Source organism: Vibrio sp. 03-59-1, from assembly GCF_013114135.1.
GTDB lineage: Bacteria > Pseudomonadota > Gammaproteobacteria > Enterobacterales > Vibrionaceae > Vibrio > Vibrio cortegadensis.
In genome coordinates, this window is sequence record NZ_VTYA01000006.1 from 131620 (window position 1) to 153860 (window position 22241).

At 42.2% G+C, this 22241-nt stretch carries 16 protein-coding genes; 9 read left to right on the forward strand and 7 right to left on the reverse strand.

Going from position 1 to position 22241, the window contains the following annotated elements; genetic code table 11:
* The first annotated feature begins 154 nt into the window (after positions 1-154).
* Both F0249_RS07980 and F0249_RS07985 read left to right on the forward strand, forming a co-directional pair.
* Positions 155-1789, forward strand: a complete 1635-nt coding sequence (locus F0249_RS07980; RefSeq protein ID WP_171756332.1) for an alpha-glucosidase — start codon at positions 155-157, stop codon at positions 1787-1789.
* Positions 1790-1945: 156 nt separating this feature from the next.
* A complete protein-coding gene (locus F0249_RS07985) occupies positions 1946-3214 on the forward strand; it encodes an O-acetylhomoserine aminocarboxypropyltransferase/cysteine synthase family protein (RefSeq protein WP_017051239.1) in 1269 nt (422 codons plus the stop codon).
* Positions 3215-3319: 105 nt separating this feature from the next.
* Here the strand turns inward: F0249_RS07985 and F0249_RS07990 are convergent, their stop codons facing one another.
* The 4 genes from F0249_RS07990 to F0249_RS08005 form a co-directional block, all read right to left on the reverse strand.
* Positions 3320-3571: a hypothetical protein gene (locus tag F0249_RS07990; RefSeq protein WP_017051238.1), complete on the reverse strand. Its 252-nt coding sequence runs from the start codon at positions 3569-3571 to the stop codon at positions 3320-3322.
* Positions 3571-5292: an SgrR family transcriptional regulator gene (locus F0249_RS07995; protein ID WP_171756333.1), complete on the reverse strand. Its 1722-nt coding sequence runs from the start codon at positions 5290-5292 to the stop codon at positions 3571-3573. Before F0249_RS07995 ends, F0249_RS07990 begins: the two co-directional genes overlap by 1 nt.
* A gap of 115 nt (positions 5293-5407) precedes the next feature.
* Positions 5408-5641: a DUF3389 domain-containing protein gene (locus F0249_RS08000; protein ID WP_017051236.1), complete on the reverse strand. Its 234-nt coding sequence runs from the start codon at positions 5639-5641 to the stop codon at positions 5408-5410.
* A 55-nt stretch (positions 5642-5696) separates the two neighbouring features.
* Positions 5697-6143 (reverse strand): hotdog fold thioesterase, encoded by a 447-nt coding sequence (locus F0249_RS08005; protein WP_017051235.1) that lies wholly within the window; start codon positions 6141-6143, stop codon positions 5697-5699.
* 104 nt (positions 6144-6247) lie between these two features.
* On the opposite strand from F0249_RS08005, the gene F0249_RS08010 reads away from it, so the two are divergent.
* The 3 genes from F0249_RS08010 to F0249_RS08020 all read left to right on the forward strand — a co-directional run bounded on the left by F0249_RS08010 (position 6248) and on the right by F0249_RS08020 (position 14677).
* Positions 6248-7036: a M48 family metallopeptidase gene (locus F0249_RS08010; protein ID WP_171756334.1), complete on the forward strand. Its 789-nt coding sequence runs from the start codon at positions 6248-6250 to the stop codon at positions 7034-7036.
* Between the two features lie 370 nt (positions 7037-7406).
* On the forward strand, positions 7407-7877 hold the full coding sequence (locus tag F0249_RS08015) for a thrombospondin type 3 repeat-containing protein (protein ID WP_171756335.1): 471 nt from the start codon (positions 7407-7409) through the stop codon (positions 7875-7877).
* A gap of 119 nt (positions 7878-7996) precedes the next feature.
* Positions 7997-14677 (forward strand): hypothetical protein, encoded by a 6681-nt coding sequence (locus F0249_RS08020; RefSeq protein ID WP_171756336.1) that lies wholly within the window; start codon positions 7997-7999, stop codon positions 14675-14677.
* Between the two features lie 163 nt (positions 14678-14840).
* On the opposite strand, the gene F0249_RS08025 is transcribed toward F0249_RS08020, so the two are convergent.
* The 3 genes from F0249_RS08025 to narQ all read right to left on the reverse strand — a co-directional run bounded on the left by F0249_RS08025 (position 14841) and on the right by narQ (position 18101).
* On the reverse strand, positions 14841-15599 hold the full coding sequence (locus tag F0249_RS08025) for an ABC transporter substrate-binding protein (RefSeq protein WP_253825290.1): 759 nt from the start codon (positions 15597-15599) through the stop codon (positions 14841-14843).
* Positions 15600-15757: 158 nt separating this feature from the next.
* Positions 15758-16390: a response regulator gene (locus F0249_RS08030; RefSeq protein ID WP_029203222.1), complete on the reverse strand. Its 633-nt coding sequence runs from the start codon at positions 16388-16390 to the stop codon at positions 15758-15760.
* A 1-nt stretch (position 16391) separates the two neighbouring features.
* Complete coding sequence (gene narQ, locus F0249_RS08035; RefSeq protein ID WP_017051230.1) at positions 16392-18101, reverse strand: nitrate/nitrite two-component system sensor histidine kinase NarQ; 1710 nt, start codon at positions 18099-18101, stop codon at positions 16392-16394.
* A gap of 242 nt (positions 18102-18343) precedes the next feature.
* On the opposite strand from narQ, the gene napF reads away from it, so the two are divergent.
* The 4 genes from napF to F0249_RS08055 all read left to right on the forward strand — a co-directional run bounded on the left by napF (position 18344) and on the right by F0249_RS08055 (position 22212).
* A complete protein-coding gene (napF, locus tag F0249_RS08040) occupies positions 18344-18841 on the forward strand; it encodes a ferredoxin-type protein NapF (RefSeq protein ID WP_017051229.1) in 498 nt (165 codons plus the stop codon).
* Positions 18842-18877: 36 nt separating this feature from the next.
* Entirely contained in the window at positions 18878-19183 is a 306-nt protein-coding gene (locus tag F0249_RS08045; RefSeq protein ID WP_017051228.1) for a chaperone NapD, read from the forward strand.
* The gene (napA, locus tag F0249_RS08050; RefSeq protein ID WP_171756337.1) at positions 19180-21669 is read left to right on the forward strand and encodes a periplasmic nitrate reductase subunit alpha; all 2490 of its coding nucleotides are present in this window, start codon (positions 19180-19182) and stop codon (positions 21667-21669) included. Before F0249_RS08045 ends, napA begins: the two co-directional genes overlap by 4 nt.
* Positions 21670-21753: 84 nt before the next feature.
* Positions 21754-22212 carry a nitrate reductase cytochrome c-type subunit gene (locus F0249_RS08055; protein WP_113798026.1) on the forward strand — a complete coding sequence of 153 codons (459 nt, stop codon included), beginning with the start codon at positions 21754-21756 and terminating at the stop codon, positions 22210-22212.
* Positions 22213-22241: the final 29 nt, after the last annotated feature.

Genomic DNA, 22241 nt, shown 5'->3' on the forward strand with positions numbered 1-22241 from the left:
AATTTCGCCACTATTCGTGTTTGACACAAGTAACGTCTATAATTTCTCATGATATAGCTTATTTCTATAACAAGGCAATAATTTCCTATTTTTAATTTGCCTGATTGTTTTCTATAGTAGCCTCATCAAAATGCACATAATTAAGGTATTTCCCATGGACAAAAGATGGTGGCATGACGCCGTTGTTTATCAAATTTATCCACGCAGCTTTTGCGATTCTAACAACGATGGAATTGGTGATTTACCAGGCATCATCAGTAAACTAGATTACCTACAAAACCTTGGTATCAATGTTCTGTGGTTATCTCCTGTCTACCGTTCACCGATGGACGACAATGGCTATGATATTTCTGATTATCAAGCCATCGCCGAAGAGTTCGGCACTATGGATGACATGAAAAAACTACTTGATGAAGCGAAAAATCGTGATATCAAAGTCGTTATGGATCTCGTTGTTAATCATACTTCAGATGAACATCCTTGGTTCACTGAAGCGAAGAAGTCAAAAGACAACCCATACCGTGATTACTATATCTGGCGAGATGCAAAAGCAGATGGAAGCGCACCAGATGACCAAGGTTCTATTTTCGGCGGAAGTGCATGGGAATGGGACGAAGCAACACAGCAATATTACTTCCATCTATTCTCTAAACGTCAGCCTGATCTCAATTGGGAGAACCCAAAAGTTCAGCAAGAAGTTCATAAGATGATGAATTGGTGGATAGACCAAGGCATCGGCGGTTTCCGCTTAGATGTTATCGACTTAATTGGTAAAGAGATCGATAAAGGCATCACAGGCAATGGCCCACGTTTGCACCCACTGCTTCAAGAAATGAATCAACAGACTTTTGGTGATAAAGATCTGCTCACGGTCGGTGAAACTTGGGGAGCAACACCCGAAATTGCCAAAATGTACAGTGCGCCAGAGCGAGAAGAACTCTCTATGGTGTTCCAATTTGAACATATTACCCTGACTTGGAAAGATGGCGAAAAATGGTCTCCAATTGATTTGGACTTGAAAGAGTTCAAGCAAGTATTAACCAAATGGCAAGTAGAGTTATCCGATCAGGGTTGGAACTCTCTATTTTGGAACAACCATGATCTGCCTCGAGTGGTCTCTAAATACGGGAACGACAAAGAGTTCCGAGTGGAGTCAGCAAAAATGCTCGCAACCACTCTGCACTTTTTAAAAGGCACACCTTACATCTATCAAGGTGAAGAGATCGGCATGACCAACGTAGCGTTTGAGACTCTTGATCAATATAAAGACATCGAAACGCTTAATTTCTATAAAGTGAAAACTGAATCCGGCGTGTCGCATGAAGCGATGATGGACGCAATTCATGAAAACAGTCGTGACAACGCACGAACGCCAATGCATTGGTCTAATGCGGATAACGCAGGCTTTACTCAAGGAACGCCTTGGATCGAGCTGAACCCAAATTACCCTGAGATTAATGTAGAGAATGCACTGAATGATAGCGACTCAATTTTTTATCACTACCAAAAATTGATTCAAATTCGTAAAGCGCATCCTGTAATTGTCTATGGCGAGTTTACGCCAATATATGAAGATCATGACAAAGTGTTCGCTTATCTTCGTAAAGATGAAAACGAGACTCTGTTTGTCATCAGCAACTTTAGTGATCAGCAAATTAATCTCGACCTGCCAGCAGAACTGAGTAATCGAGACGTTAGCTGTCTGATTTATAATTATGAAGATACAAGCCGACTAAACGATACAGTGTCACTTCAACCATATGAGTCTCTGGCATTTAAAATGCTATAAATTTCATAACCCCCTATCCTTTTTGTAGTTGTCCATTTGGCGTACATTTCTGTGCGCCTTTTTTCGTCTTATAAAAAAGTTTAAATCTCTGCGTGACTCTTGTTTCAATATTGTTCTATTCTGGTGGGCAACCATTTCTCAATTCAAGGATGAACAATGAAAGACGAAACACTCTCGATCCACCATGGTTATGAAAGCGATCCAACCACCAAATCTGTAGCTGTACCTGTTTATCAAACCGTCGCTTATGAATTTGATAGTGCACAACATGGTGCTGATCTGTTTAATTTGGAAGTTCCAGGGAATATTTATACTCGCATCATGAACCCGACCAATGACGTGCTTGAAAAACGAATGGCAGCATTAGAAGGCGGCATCGCAGGTTTGGCGGTAAGTGCGGGAAGCGCAGCAATTAACTACGCGATTCAAACGTTAACGAGAGCTGGGGATAACATTGTTTCTACACCGCAACTTTACGGTGGCACTTACACGTTGTTCGCGCACATGCTACCAAGCCAAGGTGTAGAAGTTCGCTTTGCAAAAGATGACCAAGCGGAAAGCATCGCAGAACTAATAGATGAGAATACTAAAGCCGTATATTGCGAATCAATTGGTAACCCTGCTGGTAATATTATTGATCTACAAGCTATTGCTGATGTTGCCCACGCTCAAGGAGTACCCGTTGTCGTTGATAATACGGTCGCAACTCCTGTGCTTTGTAAACCTATCGAATTCGGTGCTGATATTGTCGTTCACTCCCTGACCAAATACGTTGGTGGCCACGGTACAACGCTTGGCGGCATGATCGTTGATTCCGGTAAATTCCCTTGGGCGGAACACAAAGAACGCTTCCCCGTCTTTAACCAACCAGAGCCGTCTTATCACGGTGTAGTTTATGCCGAAGCATTTGGCGAAGCTGCATTTATCGGGCGAGCTCGTACCGTGCCTTTGAGAAATACAGGTGCCGCACTCTCTCCAATGAATGCGTTCATGTTACTTCAAGGGCTTGAAACGCTCTCTTTGAGAATGGAACGCCACACAGAGAACGCATTGAAGGTTGCGAATTACTTACAACAGCATGAGAAAGTGAGTTGGGTAAGTTATGCAGGTTTAGAAGACTCAGAACATCATCATCTTGCTCAAAAATACATGAAGGGCAAACCTTCTGCCATTCTATCCTTCGGGCTGAAAGATGGTTATGAAGCAGGGGTTCGCTTCTATGATGCACTACAAATATTCAAACGCTTGGTGAATATCGGGGATGCAAAATCGTTAGCGTGCCACCCAGCCTCAACCACCCACAGACAAATGAGTGAGCAAGAACAGAAAGAAGCGGGCGTGAAACCTGAAATGATCCGTTTATCTGTCGGTATCGAGCACATCGACGATATTATTGCAGACTTAGAACAAGCGTTAAGTGCTTAATAAACGTACTTAAGCTTAAGATCAGTGCCCTTTTACGCACTACTGTTTAAATGAACAGTAGTGCGCAATTTTAAGAGTTGATTAAACGTCTGGAATTAGTTCAGTTTACTTCATGGTCACTTTCCCACCGATCATTTTAAAAGCAGGCGTTCCTCGAACTAACGTATCTCGCGCAAACTCCATTTCACATTCAGGGCAATGACATGGTGATGTTGTAAAGTCTTCTACAATTCGTTCTTTGAAACATTTAACTAATGCGCCCTTTCCACCTTTTCGGTATTTGAATAGCTTCGCGCGACATTTGGCACAGAAAATATCGACGGTTTTAGTCGGCTGCTTTTTATTCGGTTTTGCCATTATTCATCACTTTCGCTATAAACAGTTGAGTTGTCTATCTCTGGTTTAACCCAAACCTGGCTAAAGTCAAACCAACCTAACGCATTACATTTAGCATTCTGTAGAGATCCACAATGATCTTGGCTTACACCCAACCAACAATGGAACATTGGGATTATCTGTCTACTTTCAATCAGTTGCTTTCCGAGTTCTTTTGCAGGGAAAAGCGTTGTCTTATCCGCGCGCCAAGTATCAATCAGTGAACTCCAACGATTGAAGTCATCCGCTTTACTTAAAAATTCAATATCACTGTAATTGAGCAACCATCCGGCTAATGCATCATCACGACTGGTGCCAATTCCCATTGGTTTGATCCATATATCAACCAACTTTGTATCTGGAACGGTTAGGTCATAAGTAATAAATTCTATTGAAATCCCATCTTCTTTAAGGATTTTTTCGATTGCCTTTGCCATGCTAGGGAAAACTGGATGCTGAGCATGGTAAGCAATAGTAAGGTTTCTTGGCTCTGGTGGCGTCACTTGTCGCTGATCTAATCCATGATGATACCAACCCGGTTTTAATCCATGTGCGGGTAAAATGCCAAGTTCTGTTATTTTGTCTTCTGGTAATTGTTTAAAGACTTGCAACGTATTTAATTTGCAACTTAGGTAATCGGCCCATTCAGGCGTACGAGCAGCCCCATCCTTACGGTTTAATAGAAGATAAGTACATCCTGGGTCTAACTCAACATCTCCTGAAAAATCACCACGTTGTGACTTGATTGGGTGCGCTAAACTCGGAAATACCATAGATGAATAGGCCTCTTCAATTACCCATACTTCAACTCGGTCCACCAGCGGTCTAAATCCAAAATAGCCATCAAAAGCACTTAAGATCAAACGCTTTTCCGTGTTTTTTTCCACTTTGTAAGGTCCTGTCCCAATAGGTAAGAGATCGAAGTCATCATCTCTAATCGATTCAGGAAGCAATATTTTCGCTTCGGATTCACTTAACAGCAGAGGCAGGTGGTGATCGGGTTTTTGTAGGTGAATATCCACCACCCAATTTGATGGCGATGACACGGTATCGATATGAGAAAAGAGATTGATAAACCGTAGTGCCCAAATGCTTTCTACGACATGCTCCACCAGCAGTGGATCACCATTATGAAAACGGACACCAGGGCGAATATAAAAACGCCAATGCGTCGGAGAGAGTGATTGCCAAGTGTGGGCAAGATCAGCTTGAACATTTTCAAACTCATCTAAACGAGTTAAGCCACTGAAAACCTGACGTGAAATGTGTTGCTCTGAGCGACGCATTGATTTTAGAGGGTTCAACATAGAAAGAGAGCGATAATACGGAAGTCGTATAACTTGCAGCCCTTCTTGATGCTGCACGCCAAGATAGCTCTGTATGACTTGAGTCAGCTTACCAGCATCACTATCTAGGACGTTTAATGCTTGGCCTATTTTTCCATCTTCTAAATAACGCCGAGCTAAATTTAAACTGACATCATTTCGGTTACGCTTAAATAGCAGCTGAGAAAGTTTTCCTCGCCCTGCTGCCGGGTGCCATTCGATCCAGCCCTCTTCGGCTAGTTTATTGAGTACGATACGGGCGTTACGCCGAGTACAGCATAGAACGTCGGTCACATCCTCTAGCTGGATGCCAACATCTTGACCATTGTAGTGTTCAAATAACGTTTCAAATTGGACACGGAGTCTTGGGCTGCTCATAAAGAGGAAATCTCATATAAAAATAACAATACGCGTTTCCTTATTTTATACAAAAATAGCCAAGCTACAATATATCTGCGTGACTATTCTGTGATGAGATCTTCCATTAAGCAAATTATTGTATTGCTACCCCCATTTCTGCCGAGAGTTGCTCCAGTTGCTCTACATTATCGAGTTTAATTGACCATTTACACTCAGCCCCGTTAACTGAAATAACATTTGCACCTCGGCCAATGAGCTGAACAGCATCTGTTTGAGCTTGCATCGTCAGCATATGCTCGCCAATAACACGCACAACCAACTCATGCGCGGTCACAATAATTTTTCCGCTTTTAAATTCTATAACCATTTAATGATTCACTACACTCGTTGCTATTGGGCATCCGTCACCGAAGCCCCAATATTTAATTTCTTAATTTCTTAGCTTCGTTTCGAATTTTCTTTACTGCAATGGTTAAGCGACTCGTACAAACTAATCGTTCACGCTCATCAGTAATATTGATTTGCCATACCTGCGTTGAAACTCCGAGGTGAATCGGGGTAGCAGTACCAATCACATGACCTTCTCTCATAGAACGAACATGATTAGCATTGATATCAAGCCCCACGCAATAAGCATCATCACCCACGCAGAAGTTCGCGGCGAGAGAACCCAATGTCTCAGCAAGCACCACCGATGCACCACCATGTAACATCCCTAATGGCTGGTGTGTAAAAGAACAAACTGGCATCGAGGCACTTAGGCTGTTATCCGTATAATCGGTATAAATAATATTGAGATGCTCTATCAAGGTATTTTTTGACGTTGCATTTAACCGTTCTAGATCGATGGGTTTCTTCCAAATGCTCATGGATAATCCTAAATTTGGTGATGTAACTTGTGGGTTCTGTTCTGTAGATAGTTATAAATGGTATCATTATCAGATGATAACGCCACGCGATATAGGGATTATAAATGGCAACATTGTTTAAAGCTTCTGTTTTAGTCGTTCTTATGGGGCTTACAGCTTGTAGCGCCTCTCCTACGGGAAGAAATCAACTTCTACTTTTTTCTGATCAAGATATGTCGAAACTCGGAGCCAATTCTTTCGAGCAGATGAAAAAAGAACAGCCAATCAGCGAAGACAAAAAGGTAAATGCTTACGTACAGTGTGTAGCGAATAGTATCACTCAATATGTCCCTAAACAGCCAGGGGTCACTGAATGGGAAGTGGTGGTGTTTGATAGCGATCAAGTCAATGCTTTTGCTCTCCCCGGTGGAAAGATAGGTGTATACACTGGTCTATTGAACGTCGCGAAGAATCAAGACCAGCTTGCGACCGTTATTGGACATGAAATAGCGCACGTGTTAGCAGACCATAGTAACGAACGTTTATCTCAATCACAGTTAGCGAATGCAGGGTTGCAACTCACGAGTGCCGCGCTCGGTGCGTCTGAGTATAAACAGTACCAAAAAATCACCATGTCAGCGCTCGGCTTAGGCGTACAATATGGTGTTGTTTTACCTTATGGCAGAACACAAGAATCTGAAGCCGACATTGTAGGATTAGAGTTCATGGCGAAAGCTGGTTTTGATCCAATACAGAGCATAGATTTGTGGAAAAACATGGCGAAAGCATCGGGAGGGAGTCAACCACCTGAATTGCTATCTACCCACCCTTCTCACAGTACAAGAATAAAAGATTTGCAGGTGAAAATCTCTCAACTGCCAAATTATGGTACACCGCACCCCAACTGCTCATAAATTTCATCCGAATCAACAGCTCAAGAGCCTGACTAATTTCAGCTTATCAAACTCTGTCACCGCCTAAGTGATGGAGTTTTTTATTCATCATATATAACTCATCTTTATGCTAGCTACCTAATATATCTCATTGATTTTACTGGTAAGACCTCGCGTTACCTCCATGAAATAAAAATCACCTTGTTTGCAATGAAGTTCAATATTTGTCCTAAATTTAATCCATAATTGGGCTGAATATCAAAAAAAACGCATTCCGTACTCTATAGATTAAATAACCTGTGCAATTGTATATAGGGTACATGGTTCCATTAATTTTGGAGCGTATGTATTCAAAAAACACATCGCAGTTTACATTCAAGTTGAGGACTATATGAAGAGTTCAACCTTCTTTAAGCCATCAGTATTAACTCTGGCACTCATGCTGGCATGGGGGCAAACTAGCGCCCTCGCCGGATCCGCCCCTCCCAATCTAGATAGTGACAATGATGGAATCACAGATTCCGAAGAAAAACGGCAAGGTAGTAATCCATCCATTTCAAACCTTTTAAACTACAAAGTTGCCATTGAAGAAGATTTCAGTGAACTAAATATCCCCGATAGCAATCGTGTCAAAGCCCACCACATCGCCAGTTTATCAACAAAAAAAAGCCAGTTCACTTCATTGGGTTTTTCACATCCAGTTGGCCATATGCGTTATGATCGCGACAATGGTTTTGCTATTTTTCTGACTTATCTATCAATATCGACATCAGAAATATTCTGTGTGACACATATAATCTTACTACTCAATATTCGCGGTCGAGCAGAAAAAATGAACGCACTATCACCATCAATCGCTTAAACGATGACCATGAAATTAAGCCATTAACCGATATTTCAGGCATAAAACAACCATTAGATGAAACCTTTACCCTCACGGGCTCTGATACAGTAGAAAATATAAAAGTTGATGGTAAACGTTTGTGGCTTGGGCGAGTCAATGTAGATGCTCAATGCGATTTACTTGATTCCGACCTCGATACTTTGCCAGATCAACTGGAAAAACAAATTGGTACCGATCCTCTAAGAGTCGACTCTGACGGTGATGGTATTAATGATAATCTGGAATACCAAAGTGGCACTGATCCTAATTTCATCATTGATAGTGATGGCGATGAGATTCCTGATGGTTTTGAAATCGCTGTTGGTCTGAATCCTAACAATAGTGACGATGCACATTTAGATATTGATCAAGATGGTATGAGCAACCTTGCTGAATACCAACATCGCTTTGATTTAACAAATGCGCAAAATGCTAATGAAGATGCTGACAGCGATGGTTTAACAAACTTAATTGAAGTAACTAACGGTCTAAATCCTCGTGATAGTAGCGATGGCGCAGATGTGGATAGCGACGGTGATGGTGTCAATAACGGTAGTGATGCCTTTATCAATGACCCTTCTGAGTCAATTGATACAGATAATGACGGCATTGGTAATAATGCGGATAACGATGATGATAATGATGGCGTTGAAGATGAAAGTGATGCGTTCCCACTAGACCCTTCAGAAACGGTTGATAGCGACAGTGATGGCATTGGCAACAACGCTGATTTAGACGATGACAACGATGGATTGCCTGATGTAGACGATACGCTTCCTACTAACCCTGATAATGGTATTGATTCTGACGGTGATGGTTGGAGTGATGAAAAAGAACGTCTTCAAGGGACCGACCCTACTCGATCGAACCTGATAGATTACTCGATTGACCTCAATGAAAACTTTTCTGAAATCGGTCTAAATGATAGTGATTTCCTTACTGATGAAGGTTTTGCCCGAGTCACACCAAAAGAACAAAACCAAACAAGCCTTGCTTGGTCAAGCTACGTAGGTGGTCGATACGATCGTGATAGTGGTTTCGCTATATTTGATGATCTAAACGCTAACTTCGATATTAAAAATGTATTTTGTGAAAGTTACACACTCAAAACTCGTTTTAATACTTCGAGCGGTAGAGGTGGCTCTATCACCATTTCACGCTTTGAAGATGGCCAGGTCATACAACCAACTAAAGTTCTCTCAGGTTTACCTACCCAATGGTACGAATACCCAATTAATGCCACTGATCATCTCGACACAATTTCGGTAAGCGGCGTTCGAATGTGGTTGAGTGACATCGGTATCTCCGCACAGTGTAATCTAACAGACTGGGACTTAGACACTCTACCCGATACTCTTGAAGCCTCACTTGGTACCGACCCTAAAAAAACAGATACCGATGATGATGGTCTTGCAGATAATGTTGAGTATCAGTTAGGGTTGAATCCAACAGACAATACCGATGGTGCTCAAGCCGATACCGATGGTGACGGCATCAACAACCAAGATGAGTTTAGCCACAATTTTAACCCTTTAGATCCTAACGATGGCGTTACAGATGCTGATGGAGACGGCATCCCAAATAATATAGAAATCAACGCAGGTTTAAACCCCCACTACTTTGAAGATGGACGACTTGACCTAGATAACGATGGCATCAGCAATTATGATGAATACCGTTATGGTCTCGATATGAGTGATGCCACTGATGCCGAACTTGATATGGATAGTGACGGTATTAGTAACCGTAAAGAGATTAACAATGGTTTAAACCCGAATAACATTACCGATGGTGTTGAAGATGCTGATGGTGATGGTGTTCCAAACCGTTTTGATGCGTTCATTCGCGATCCATCTGAAGCTCTAGATAGCGATAATGACGGTATTGGTGATAACCAAGATCTAGATGATGATAATGATGGTATTAAGGACCAGTTCGATGATCTACCATTTGACCCTAATGAAAGTCTAGATACTGATAAAGATGGTCTCGGTAACAATGAAGACTCTGATGACGACAATGATGGCGTTGATGACAGCAATGATCGATTTCCATTGGACGGTAACGAGTCAACCGATACTGATAATGACGGAATTGGTGACAATGCCGACTTAGACAGTGACAATGATGGGATCAACGATGCAAATGATGCCTTCCCTACCGATCCAACTGAATGGTTAGATACTGATGGCGATGGCATCGGTAATAATAAAGACTTGGATGACGACAATGATGGTGCAGCCGATGTAGATGACGCATTCCCGCTGGATAGCTCTGAATCACTCGATAGCGATAATGATGGTATTGGTGATAATTCCGATGAAAGCAATACTCCAGTCGTTGACTATTCCGTAAGTCTTTACGAGGACTTCTCTGAACTAGCGGGTGTGCCTGACAATAGCTACTTCACCGAAGAAGTGCTTCGGAAGCTCTCCATCAAAACCGATGACACGGCGAGCTTACAGTTAATTGCACAAGCGGGAGAAAATAAAGTAGATATCCATAATAGTGTCGGTATTTACGGTCGAACCCAATCGCTTGATTTCCAAATAGCTGGTATTCAATGCTCTAGTTATCAAGTAACTTTCAATGCGCTACGAATGACCAGTTCCAATGTGACTCGCACTGTCTCTCTTGTTCGTCAAAATGACCTTCAAGAATTAGTACCAACTACGAGCATAGCCGAAGGCATCCGTCATACCTTAACCGCTGACGTTGACGCGCTTACGAATGGTGGGATTGAAACGCTAAGATTTACTGGATCCAATAGCCAAATCAAAGATATTCAAGTCTCAGCTGATTGTGCAGTCAGTGACAGTGATAGTGATGGATTAGCGGATCATAATGAGATCGTTCTAGGACTCCACCCAAACAATTCCGATACCGACAATGATGGGATCCGTGATGGAGACGAAGTTCGCTATGGCTTAGACCCTCTTGACCCATCTGACGGAGCAACGATAGACACAGACAATGACGGTATCAGCAACCGTGATGAATTACACTTCGGTCTTAACCCTAACGATAGTTCCGATGCCATCGAAGATTATGATGGTGATGGTGTAAACAACCGTAACGAAATTCGTTTCAATTACTCCCCAATCGACCCTAACGAACGACCTGCTGACAGTGATAGTGACGGTGTTATTGATCAGCTAGAACGCCTACAAGGAACCGACCCATATAAGAGCAATTTAAGCCCTTACCAATCCTCTACTACAGAAGATTTCCATGAACTCAGTAACGAAATAGATTACTCTCATTTTAACGATGATATGTTGTCCAAATTATCGACAAAACGTCACATGAGTACGAGTTTATTAATGACAGGCTACGGTGGAGGTGAGCAAATTACACTTTCCAACGGAGGCTCTGTTTGGAACAATCTTAACCTAGAATATCAAATTGAAACCTTATGCCCTACCTATACGCTTACGGCCAATTTAAGCCGTTCAAGCATTAGTGGTAATCGTTACGCTCAAATATTAAAACGCAGTGATGATAGTGAACTATCTCCAGTCTGGGATTTAAGTCAACCTGGAATAGCGCCTTTCTCTGTCGAGCTGGAGTCAGAAATTGGCAATGTTTCACAGATTAAGATTCACGGTGATCGAGCTATGCTATTTGGCTTGAATATTGAAGAATCTTGCATGGCATTTGATACTGATTTGGATGGCCTTCCTGACTCAGTGGAGAAACATTTCAATACGAGTATCACAGATACCGATACTGACAAAGATGGTATTAATGACAGTGATGAAGTGAAGCATGGCCTAAACCCTCTTGATCCTAGCGACGGAAGTTTAGTCGACAGTGACGGTGATGGTGTCAACAACATGCTCGAAATCGAATATGGTTTTGATCCTTTAATGCCAAACGATTTAGACCTTCATGATAGCGATAACGATGGTATTAATAACAGAGATGAACTCAATTACGGAATGAACCCATTTGACGGCTCAGACCTACATGACGATCTCGATAATGATGGCATCAGCAACAGCGATGAACTTGCGAACAACCTCAATCCAAACGATCCAAGTGACGGTGCTGATTCAGATACCGATGGCGACGGTATCAATAATGGCGATGAGATAAATGCAGGTTTAAACCCTAACGATCATATGCTTCAACTTCCTGATACCTTGGTTGTTAAGTTGATCGCACTAGACACCAATGGTGACCAAGTCATCAATGATGCCGATGAACCTGTTGATGTTCTTCTACAGCGTTACTCACTACGCTCCAATACCTTCCAACTGGGCAATATTAACCCGGAGATTGAAGCTAATGGAGGGGTAAGCCGATTAGCGAGCATTCCTGAAGTTAGAACATACCGCGGGCAAATTATTGGCGAACCTGATAGTAATATCAACGCTGCCATTTTACCTGAATGTAGTATTAGTTACTCTGTTTTCCTAGGGTATAACGCCGCGCCATTCTTTGAACTTAGTGCGGATGGAAGCATTCTTAATCGTTACCAACAACCTCTAGAAGATAAGTCTGTTTGTCGTCCAAACAACCCAAGTCTTGCACAATATCAGCAAGCTTTCACACCTCCAACAACAAACTGGAATGACGTGGGTGGTCAACCGACAGAAAAAGAGTGGTATATCCCTAAAAATGGCGATGATTACCATATGTTCCGCCGTGATGAGGGTATGCAAATCTCTTATCAAGTATTCAGTCATCCTGAGTTCGGTAAAAATGATATGGGTCGAGCAATGGCGTTTGCCGAGTTCCATAACTTGAATGGTGATTATGCCGCTATGCGTCAATATCATCACCGAATCATTTTTTCTGACATGATGGTTGAAGTGGGCGGTAATAATACTGACCGCGCAAGGTTCCGTGACAACTGGGGCAACAGTAATACTTACTTCTGGGATAAACGCGAAGAAGAAGGGAGTAATTGGTATGAAATGGGTTGGTGGGTATCGCCTTCTAGCTCACACGGTGTAACGAATGGTTGGTTCTGGCAAGCAACGCCAGGCTGGGCAAACCAAAATACTATGCAACATGAAATGGGACACATTCAGGGCTGTAAGCATGAATGTTATCCAGAACGTATTTTTGGTAACAACCCAATGCGTGGTGTCGCCGTTCCGACTAGTGCTCCAATTACCGTTCAACGTAGTTCCGCTGCTAAAAATGAGCATCGTTGGGTAAACGGCTTCCGCCTGCTTGATCACAAACGCATCCCTTACCCAACATGGCCAGTTCACCCTGTAGCTCAACCAGATCACTACACAACATTACGTGATGAGAGCAGAACAATAAATGTATTAAATAATGACTGGGACCCAAATAACACACCGCTACGTGTAACCAAAGTAGAAGTAATGGAGTCATCAACAAAAGGGGCAAATGCTTCTGAGTTTATGATAAACAGCGACAATACGATAACGTTTACACCTCCAAAAGGCTGGATTGGCTTAATCGATGGGTATTACGTCTTAGAAGATGAAAGTGGGCAAAGTACTCGAGGTATTTTACACCTTAATGTCGAAGCGCCTGGCATTAGCGATTACTACAGTCTAAACGCTGAAACGTGTCAAAATGCCTACGCTGGTGCATTCGCAAATAGTATGTCTGACAGCCTTCAACCGGGTGAGACTGACTACTCAAACGTAATTACACCGTTATTAGAGGTGCGAAACTGGGGCTACAAAGGTGGCGATTCTGAAATCAACGCTGAAAATCCTCTCGATTGTAATAGTCACAAAGTAGAAGATGGCGCATCTGGAGAAGCTTTCCGCTATCAACTTAGCCAAGCCCCTTTTTACCAGAAGGACTTCATCAATCAGACAAGCTCTCACCAGCATCACCCACATGTATGGGAGATAAATGACAAGAACTTTACTTACTCGATGTGGTTCCGTAATGACGACACGATGACAGGCTTAAAAGAGCTGGCAAGTCGTGGACGCCGTTCCTCTGGTGGTTGGATGGGCGATGGTTGGGTTATCTCAACGAACGTAGTTCCAGAAGAGGGCGTTTACGAAGTGCGCTTTGCTATACACGATAAAAACGCTGAAACTCGATCACCTTTCATTGAAGTCAGTACTGATGTGCCATCAATGGCCAACAGCGATGAGTGGCATCATGTCGCGATGACAGTGGATTGGGACGCTCGAACTCTGAATGGATTTATTAATGGTGAACCAGCAGGTTCAATCGCTATTCCTGATGAGTTTAGCTACGTCAGTACCTCTGGTACCGGTCAAACATATGGTCGTGGAGCTTATGCTAAAGCGGGTCAAACGGATTCAATTTATACCACAACCAGTAATAATGGGATTGATGAAATTGTTGTCGCTCATGAAGCATTTAGCGCAGAGCAAATTGCTCAAATTTATCAAAATAGATTACCTGCGGTATCCCCTAGCCCTTCAAATGGCTTACCTACGGATATCAACAATCTAACTACTTTGCGTTGGGCGACACACTCTTCACTGCAAAGCCAAACTGTCGGATACCGAGTATATCTAAGTGATGACAGCCAGTTAGTTGAAAATGGGGATCATTCGACACTGATTGCGGAATCACACAACGAAACCAGTTTAGCAATCACGCCATTAACGTACAGCGACAGTTACTACTGGAGAGTCGATACATTACTTAATGACGGTAGCGAAATACAAGGCAATGTATGGAGCTTCCAACCGGAAACGCTGAGCATAATGCGTATGATGGAAAGACGTATAACGCCAAGTAGTAGGACTCTGGCTGAGTTAGAAAATAACGTGGACTATGGACACGATGACCACTCTAACTAACCAACAGTTTAATGCTGAGTTTTAACAAGTCGTTATCGATCTAAAAAGTATTAAGCCTAATAAATACCGCTCATTTCAGAATGAGCGGTATTTTTAGCATACAGTAAAAATATTAAGATATAGCAGTGACATACCGACCACACTAGCCCTCAACATTCAGGCTCTACACACAATCTTCACCGGCTAAAATCTTTGAATAGCAACCACTGCTTTTCAATTCACCAAGCGCACTATCAAATACTTTACGAAGCGACTCTCCTTTCTCCGTTTTAGGAAAAAGCACGTACATTGGCTCATTCATTAATGGCTTATCGTGTATTTTGATCGTATTTGAAGCATCATCTGAGATTTGATGAATCAAGCGCATTCCAACTCTTTTTTCTACTGCGAAAGCGTCAATACGGTGTCGATAGAGTTTGTAGGCATTTTCTTCCAATGACGCAGCATCTATGGTTTCAACTCCGCCTTTCTGAATAAATTTAGTCGATGAATACCCTTCAACCGCTCCGATATTATATTGTTTTAAATCTGGCAAAGACTGCCAATCAAACTTGGCATCTATGTGATAAAAAAGAAGTGTTTTTACATCAAGAATGGATTGCTGTGAAAATAGATAGTTTTCACGTCGATCGTCAGTTGAGTACCAAGGGAAAGTGGCATCATATTTAGAATGCTGAACTAATTTTGCACTTCGTAACCAAGGAAGGTAATCGAAAGTGACATCATAACCACGCAATTTAAAGGCGCTCGATACCACTTTTTCAAGTAGCCCTGATTGGGGAGTATTATGTGTATAAGGAACCCACTCTCCGATGGCAAACCGGACAGTGTTATGATTTGATGTTTTAGACGTTACTGCAATTGAGCTCATTGGAACCAGCGCAATCAAGAATATGCAGTAATGAAAACGGTTCAACCTCATTGAAACAAAAACCCACAATAGAGCATTGACTCGAACTGAGTCATGCAGAAGAGACTAAGCATGGCACACATTTATAAATAACACTAATTGTATCCATAAAATCAAAATACAACCGAGTGTGCCTTTAGCCTATCGCACCTTAAGAGTGGTTATTTCAATTACTTCATCTCACCGAAACGCTCAAGGTAGAGAACTGTTGCCGCTGTACGTGAGGGAACTTGAAGCTTTTTAAGTAAGCTCTTCATGTGTACTTTTACCGTTGACTCTGAGATAAATAAGCGCTCTGCAATCTGCTTATTTCGAAAGCCTTTTGCAACTTCTTGCAATATTTGAGTTTCACGCTCTGTGAGTTGAGTAAATACATCATCTCTTGACTCACTGTCTGCCAAGTAACGCGCAACGACATCACTGTAAGCTTTACTGCCATCATGCGCTTTTTTAAGTAATTCTATTAATTCGTCCGGTTCTGTATCTTTCAATAAATAGCCATCAGCACCGGCCTTAACAATCGCTTCGATATCGGCAGGGCTATCAGATACAGTCAAGATAACAATTTGAGCCTCTGAACCGTCGGTTCTCAGCGCTTTTAATGTATCTAAACCCGACATCCCTTTCATATTGAGATCCAGCAGGATTAAATCGAGGTCCATCTCATGAGCTTTTGCCACAGCATCTGCACCGTTGCTAACTTCTGCAACGACTTCAAATTCATCTTCAAAACCAAGTAGTTGGCTTATCCCTCTTCTCATCAGAGGATGATCGTCCACTAACATCACTTTACACGTGGTCAAATTATAATTCCTTAGTACTTCTGTATTTTAAAATGATTTCACACCCGTTGCCTTTAGAGCTGTTAACTTCTAATTTACCATTCAAACGAGAGGAGCGTTCCTGCATGATACTCATGCCATAGTGATTTAATTGCGGATCTTGGAGATCAAAACCGACACCATCATCACTTATTTTAATCATGACCTCATCACTTGAAAGTTCGCACAAAATCTCTATGTTTTGGGCTTTGGCGTGTTTTATCCCGTTAATTGTCGCTTCGCGGATCAACTGGAGTAGGTGAACTTGTTCATGAGCATCAAGTTCTACTGATGACAAATGGTTCGCCAATGTAATTTTTGCATCCGTTTGTTCCGCTAACTGTCGCGTCATCTCAACTAATGCTTCACCAAAACTGCCCTCTTTTATTGTTAATCTAAAGGTCGTTAACAACTCCCTTAATTGGGTATATGCCCCTGAAAGGCCCTCTCCAAGATCTTCTAGTATAAGCGCGGTTCGCTCACTATTTGAGTGCACAGGGCATTTACCAATAACTCTTTTGAGTAATGTAACTTGGATCTTTAAATAAGACAGTGACTGAGCCAAGGAATCATGAAGCTCTCGAGCGATAGTTGCCCTTTCTTCCATCAAAATGAGTTGCTCTGCCTGTTTCTGTGCTTGGTTGTAATAAACTGCACGCGACAAGATCTGGACAAAATTGTCTATCAAAGTTTGATCCGGGCAAGGCAGGCCATACTCGCAGTATAAGAACCCGAGATGATTACCATCCACTTGCAACTCAGATTTATGACCCGTACTTGAACTCACGACACCCTCTTCGATGAAAAGAGCTCTGCCACCGACATCCGTGATCTCTAATTTAGCCGCCCGAATACCTTCTAAACTCACAATATGCTGCAGTATAGCGTGAAAATTATCTTGGCTGATCCGGGCACCTGTTAGCTCTTGTGAAGAGTTATATAAAACTTCTAATGATTGATTTGCGTGCTGCAATTTATGGGTTTTTTCATTTACCGCAAGTTCTAAACCTAGGTACATTTTCCCCAAATCATCAGCCATTGTATTGAACGTTCGAGTCAAAATCCCTAACTCATTATTACTGGTCACATTCAATTTGACATCAAAGCTGCGATTTTTAATTTGTTCACTCGCTATAACTAATGCATTCAGTGGTTTGACGACTTCTTTACGAACAAAATGAACAACGAAAAATGAAACAATCAGAATGCCACCTAACCCGAACCCTCCAGCCCAAGCGAGTTTGATTAATTTCAGTTCAGAAAACTGTTGTAATTTGAATACGAAGCCATCAATTTCAGTCACAAAATTGGCGACTAATACTAAATACTGACTCTTATCTTTGCTGCGTAACACGTCTTTCAATTCATGCCAACGAACTATCACTCGGTAGTAGTCCATGGTGATATCTTTTGGAACGGTCCAACCCTGTAATGCTTTCATTGATGGTGAATAAAGTGAGTTTTCAAACTCGGCAATATGGGCTCCGTAATCGACCGATTTAGTTTGAATATCATGAGACAAACGATAACTTTGCATTCTCATGGAACCAGCTACGTTCACGGCTTCTGCATCATTCAGACTAGATGCCAAAGTGATGATTGCAAACCCTGTAGTTGCGACAGAAAGTAGCAAAATTAGTACTAAAGCTTTAGCTATCGTATTGGTTACAGATTGAACTGGTTTGTTCAGCAAAATGAAGCTCCAAAAATTTCAATTACATTCATTTTGCCACGCCTCTGATATTAACCCTATCAATATGTGATCAACAGCCACGGAATTTATTGATCTAAAACAACATCCAACATTAATTAGCCCTTAAGGGGTATTTATACAAATATTTCTAAAACTACAATTTGTATTAGTAAAAATGAAAGTATGTTAATGGAAAAATAACCTACACTTTTAGCACTATTACTATACTTAGGATGTACTAAGTGGTTGACCTATCTAGAAGACGCTTATTTTCAAGAAAAAACGTTGATAGTAGTTTGGTTCGCTTACCGTGGATTCAAAAACAAGAAAACTTCATCGAAGATTGCACTCGATGTGGCAAATGTTTGAATGCATGTGAGACCAAAATAATTGTTAGTGGTGATGGAGGGTTCCCTACCGTTGACTTTTCTATCGATGAATGCACATTTTGCTATCAATGCGCAGAAGTGTGTCCAGAGCCGATTTTTAAAACACAAGATGAACCAGCTTGGGATGCAAAAGCAAGTATCAGCGAAAAGTGCTTAGCGAACCAAAATGTGGAATGTCGAAGCTGTGGGGATATGTGTGAGCCCATGGCAATTCAATTTGATCTACAAGTAGGTCGAGTTGCGAACCCAAAAATTAACGTTGATGAATGCAGTGGCTGTGGTGCTTGTGTTGCCGTTTGCCCTACTTCAGCCATCAATGTGAGCAATGTTCGCCAAGGCGAAAAACTATAATAACATTCGCTTCGGCGATAATAACGAGAGTAATTTATGGCACTAAATGAAGTGCATATTTCAAGTTTGGTTGTGCATGTTGCTCCTGAACACTTAGCTGAGATCAAAGCGCAAATCGAACAATTCGAAAATGCAGAAATCTATGGCGATAGTCCTAAAGGAAAAATAGTTGTGGTGTTGGAAACCGAAAACCAAGGTTATGTAACCGACACTATAGAAGCGATCAACGATTTACCAAATGTTTTAGGCACTGCTTTGGTTTACCACCAAATCGAAACCGACCTAGACGATATGGATACAGACACTGGAACTAACCATTCCCAAATTGAGGGTGAAGTATGAAAATGACAAGACGTGCATTTGTGAAAGCAAATGCAGCTGCATCAGCGGCAGCGGTTGCGGGCGTAACATTGCCAGCTACTGCTACGAATCTGATCGCTAGTTCAGACCAAACAAAAATAACATGGGATAAAGCGGCTTGTCGTTTTTGTGGTACAGGCTGTTCTGTTCTGATTGGTACTCAAAACGGTAAGGTTGTTGCGACACAGGGTGACCCAGAAGCTCCTGTAAACAAAGGCCTCAACTGTATTAAAGGTTACTTCCTGTCAAAAATCATGTATGGCAAAGACCGTCTTGAAACTCCTCTTCTTCGTATGAAAGATGGCAAATATGACAAAGACGGTGATTTCGCACCTGTTTCTTGGGATGTTGCTTTCGATACAATGGCTGAAAAATGGAAAGCGGCACTGAAAAAACATGGCCCAACGGGTATTGGCATGTTCGGTTCAGGTCAGTGGACAGTAATGGAAGGTTACGCCGCCGCTAAAATGATGAAAGCGGGTTTCCGTTCAAACAACATCGATCCAAACGCTCGTCACTGTATGGCTTCTGCTGTAGGTGGCTTCATGCGTACTTTCGGTATCGATGAGCCAATGGGCTGTTATGACGATTTCGAACACGCAGATGCATTCGTTCTGTGGGGTTCTAACATGGCAGAAATGCACCCTGTATTATGGACTCGTATCACTGACCGTCGTTTAAGCCATCCACACGTAAAAGTGAATGTACTATCGACTTATTACCACCGTTCATTTGAACTAGCAGATACTGGTTACATTTTTGAACCACAGTCTGACCTTGCTATCGCTAACTTCATTGCTAACTACATCATCCAAAACGATGCTGTAAATTGGGACTTCGTAAACAAGCACACGAACTTCAAGCAAGCAACGACTGATATCGGTTACGGCCTACGTGATGACGATCCACTTCAAGTGAAAGCAGCAAACCCGAACGTTGGTAAACTGCACCCACTTGATTTTGAAGGTTACAAAGCTTCTGTTGCTTCTTATACAGCAGAGAAAGCTTCTGAAATGTCAGGCGTTTCTGTTGAGAAACTGATTGAGCTTGCTAAACAATATGCTGATCCAAACATCAAAGTCATGTCACTTTGGACTATGGGTATGAACCAACATACTCGTGGCGTTTGGATGAACAGCTTGGTGTACAACATTCACCTTCTTACAGGTAAAATTGCGACTCCAGGTAACAGCCCGTTCTCACTTACAGGTCAACCATCCGCGTGTGGTACAGCTCGTGAAGTTGGTACATTCTCACACCGTCTTCCTGCGGATATGGTGGTTAAAAATCCTAAACACCGTGCTATTGCTGAAAAAATCTGGAAACTTCCTGAAGGAGCGATTCCTGCGAAGCCTGGTGCTCACGCGGTTAAACAAGACCGTATGTTAAATGACGGTAAGATCAACGCTTACTGGGTTCAATGTAATAACAATATGCAAGCGGGTCCAAATATTAATACTGAACGTTTGCCTGGTTACCGTAACCCTGAAAACTTCATCGTTGTTTCTGACCCTTACCCAACAGCAACCGCTCAAGCGGCTGACTTGATTCTTCCAACCGCAATGTGGGTAGAAAAAGAAGGTGCTTACGGTAACGCTGAACGTCGTACACAAGCTTGGTATCAACAAGTGGGTACAGTTGGTGAAGCGAAGTCGGATTCATGGCAAGTAATGGAGTTCACTAAGCGCTTCAAAATGGAAGAGATCTGGCCTGAAGAACTACTTGCAAAAGCACCTGAATACCGTGGAAAAACCATGTATGACATGCTGTTCAAAAACGGTCAAGTAGATAAATTCCCTATCGAAGAAGCTCGTGAATTGAACGACGATGCACACCACTTCGGTTACTACGTACAAAAAGGCCTATTCGAAGAGTACGCAGAATTTGGTCGCGGTCACGGTCACGATTTAGCACCATACGACGTTTACCACAACGTACGTGGTTTACGCTGGCCTGTTGTTGATGGCAAAGAAACTAAATGGCGTTTCAAAGAAGGCTCTGACCCGTATGTTAAGAAAGGTGCTGGATGGGAATTCTATGGTAAACCAGATGGCAAGGCTCTGATCATTTCAGCACCATACGAAGCGCCACCGGAAGTACCAAATAAAGAATATGACTTGTGGCTATGTACTGGACGTGTACTTGAACACTGGCATACAGGTACAATGACTCGTCGTGTTCCTGAGCTTTACAAAGCCGTTCCTGATGCACTTTGTTACATCCACCCTGCTGATGCAAAAGCACGTGGTTTACGCAGAGGTGATGAAGTTCTAATGGAGAACGCTCGTGGTGAAGTTCGAGTTCGAGTGGAAACTCGCGGTCGTAACCGTCCACCGCAAGGATTGGTATTTGTACCGTTCTTTGATGCTCGCATTCTGATCAACAAACTGATCCTTGATGCTACGGACCCACTGTCTAAACAGACAGACTTTAAGAAGTGTCCGGTTAAGATCACGAAAGTATCTTAAGCACCAGAACAGAAATGATTGCACTGGCAACCTAGAGTCTTAGGTTGCCAATCAAAGAATTAGCCATAAGGCGGAGAAATAAACATGAAAAAACTGATTATTGCCCTTTTATCAATCGGTGCTTTGATGACTGGTGTTGCTCAAGCTGAGCTTGATAACCCAGGCGGTATTGGTGGCGTAGAATCCCTACGTGGAGCTTCTGAACTTGAAGTAACACGTGCGGCAGACGATTTTAAACGTTTCCCAAGAGATCACGTAACATTAGATAGTGACTACGTATATCAGCCACCTCTTGTTCCACACACAATTCGTAACTATGAAGTGTCTCTTAATGCGAACAAATGTCTTTCTTGTCACAGCTGGAAAAACGCTAAAGAGATGGGTGCAACTAAAATTAGTGTAACTCACTACATGAACCGCGAAGACCAAGTGCTTTCAGATGTATCACCTCGTCGTTACTTCTGTCTGCAATGTCACGTTCCTCAAGCTGATGCTAAACCATTAGTTGAGAATGAATTCCAACGCGTTGATTCATTAAAATAATCATAGCCAAAGGCATAAGAGAGGCTATA

Excerpts from the sequence above, each read along its gene's own strand:
- F0249_RS07980 (WP_171756332.1), top strand. The coding sequence starts at position 155 with ATGGACAAAAGATGGTGGCATGACGCCGTTGTTTATCAAATTTATCCA.
- F0249_RS07985 (WP_017051239.1), top strand. The coding sequence starts at position 1,946 with ATGAAAGACGAAACACTCTCGATCCACCATGGTTATGAAAGCGATCCA.
- F0249_RS07990 (WP_017051238.1), bottom strand. The coding sequence starts at position 3,571 with ATGGCAAAACCGAATAAAAAGCAGCCGACTAAAACCGTCGATATTTTC.
- F0249_RS07995 (WP_171756333.1), bottom strand. The coding sequence starts at position 5,292 with ATGAGCAGCCCAAGACTCCGTGTCCAATTTGAAACGTTATTTGAACAC.
- F0249_RS08000 (WP_017051236.1), bottom strand. The coding sequence starts at position 5,641 with ATGGTTATAGAATTTAAAAGCGGAAAAATTATTGTGACCGCGCATGAG.
- F0249_RS08005 (WP_017051235.1), bottom strand. The coding sequence starts at position 6,143 with ATGAGCATTTGGAAGAAACCCATCGATCTAGAACGGTTAAATGCAACG.
- F0249_RS08010 (WP_171756334.1), top strand. The coding sequence starts at position 6,248 with ATGGCAACATTGTTTAAAGCTTCTGTTTTAGTCGTTCTTATGGGGCTT.
- F0249_RS08015 (WP_171756335.1), top strand. The coding sequence starts at position 7,407 with ATGAAGAGTTCAACCTTCTTTAAGCCATCAGTATTAACTCTGGCACTC.
- F0249_RS08025 (WP_253825290.1), bottom strand. The coding sequence starts at position 15,599 with ATGAGGTTGAACCGTTTTCATTACTGCATATTCTTGATTGCGCTGGTT.
- F0249_RS08045 (WP_017051228.1), top strand. The coding sequence starts at position 18,878 with ATGGCACTAAATGAAGTGCATATTTCAAGTTTGGTTGTGCATGTTGCT.
- napA (WP_171756337.1), top strand. The coding sequence starts at position 19,180 with ATGAAAATGACAAGACGTGCATTTGTGAAAGCAAATGCAGCTGCATCA.
- F0249_RS08055 (WP_113798026.1), top strand. The coding sequence starts at position 21,754 with ATGAAAAAACTGATTATTGCCCTTTTATCAATCGGTGCTTTGATGACT.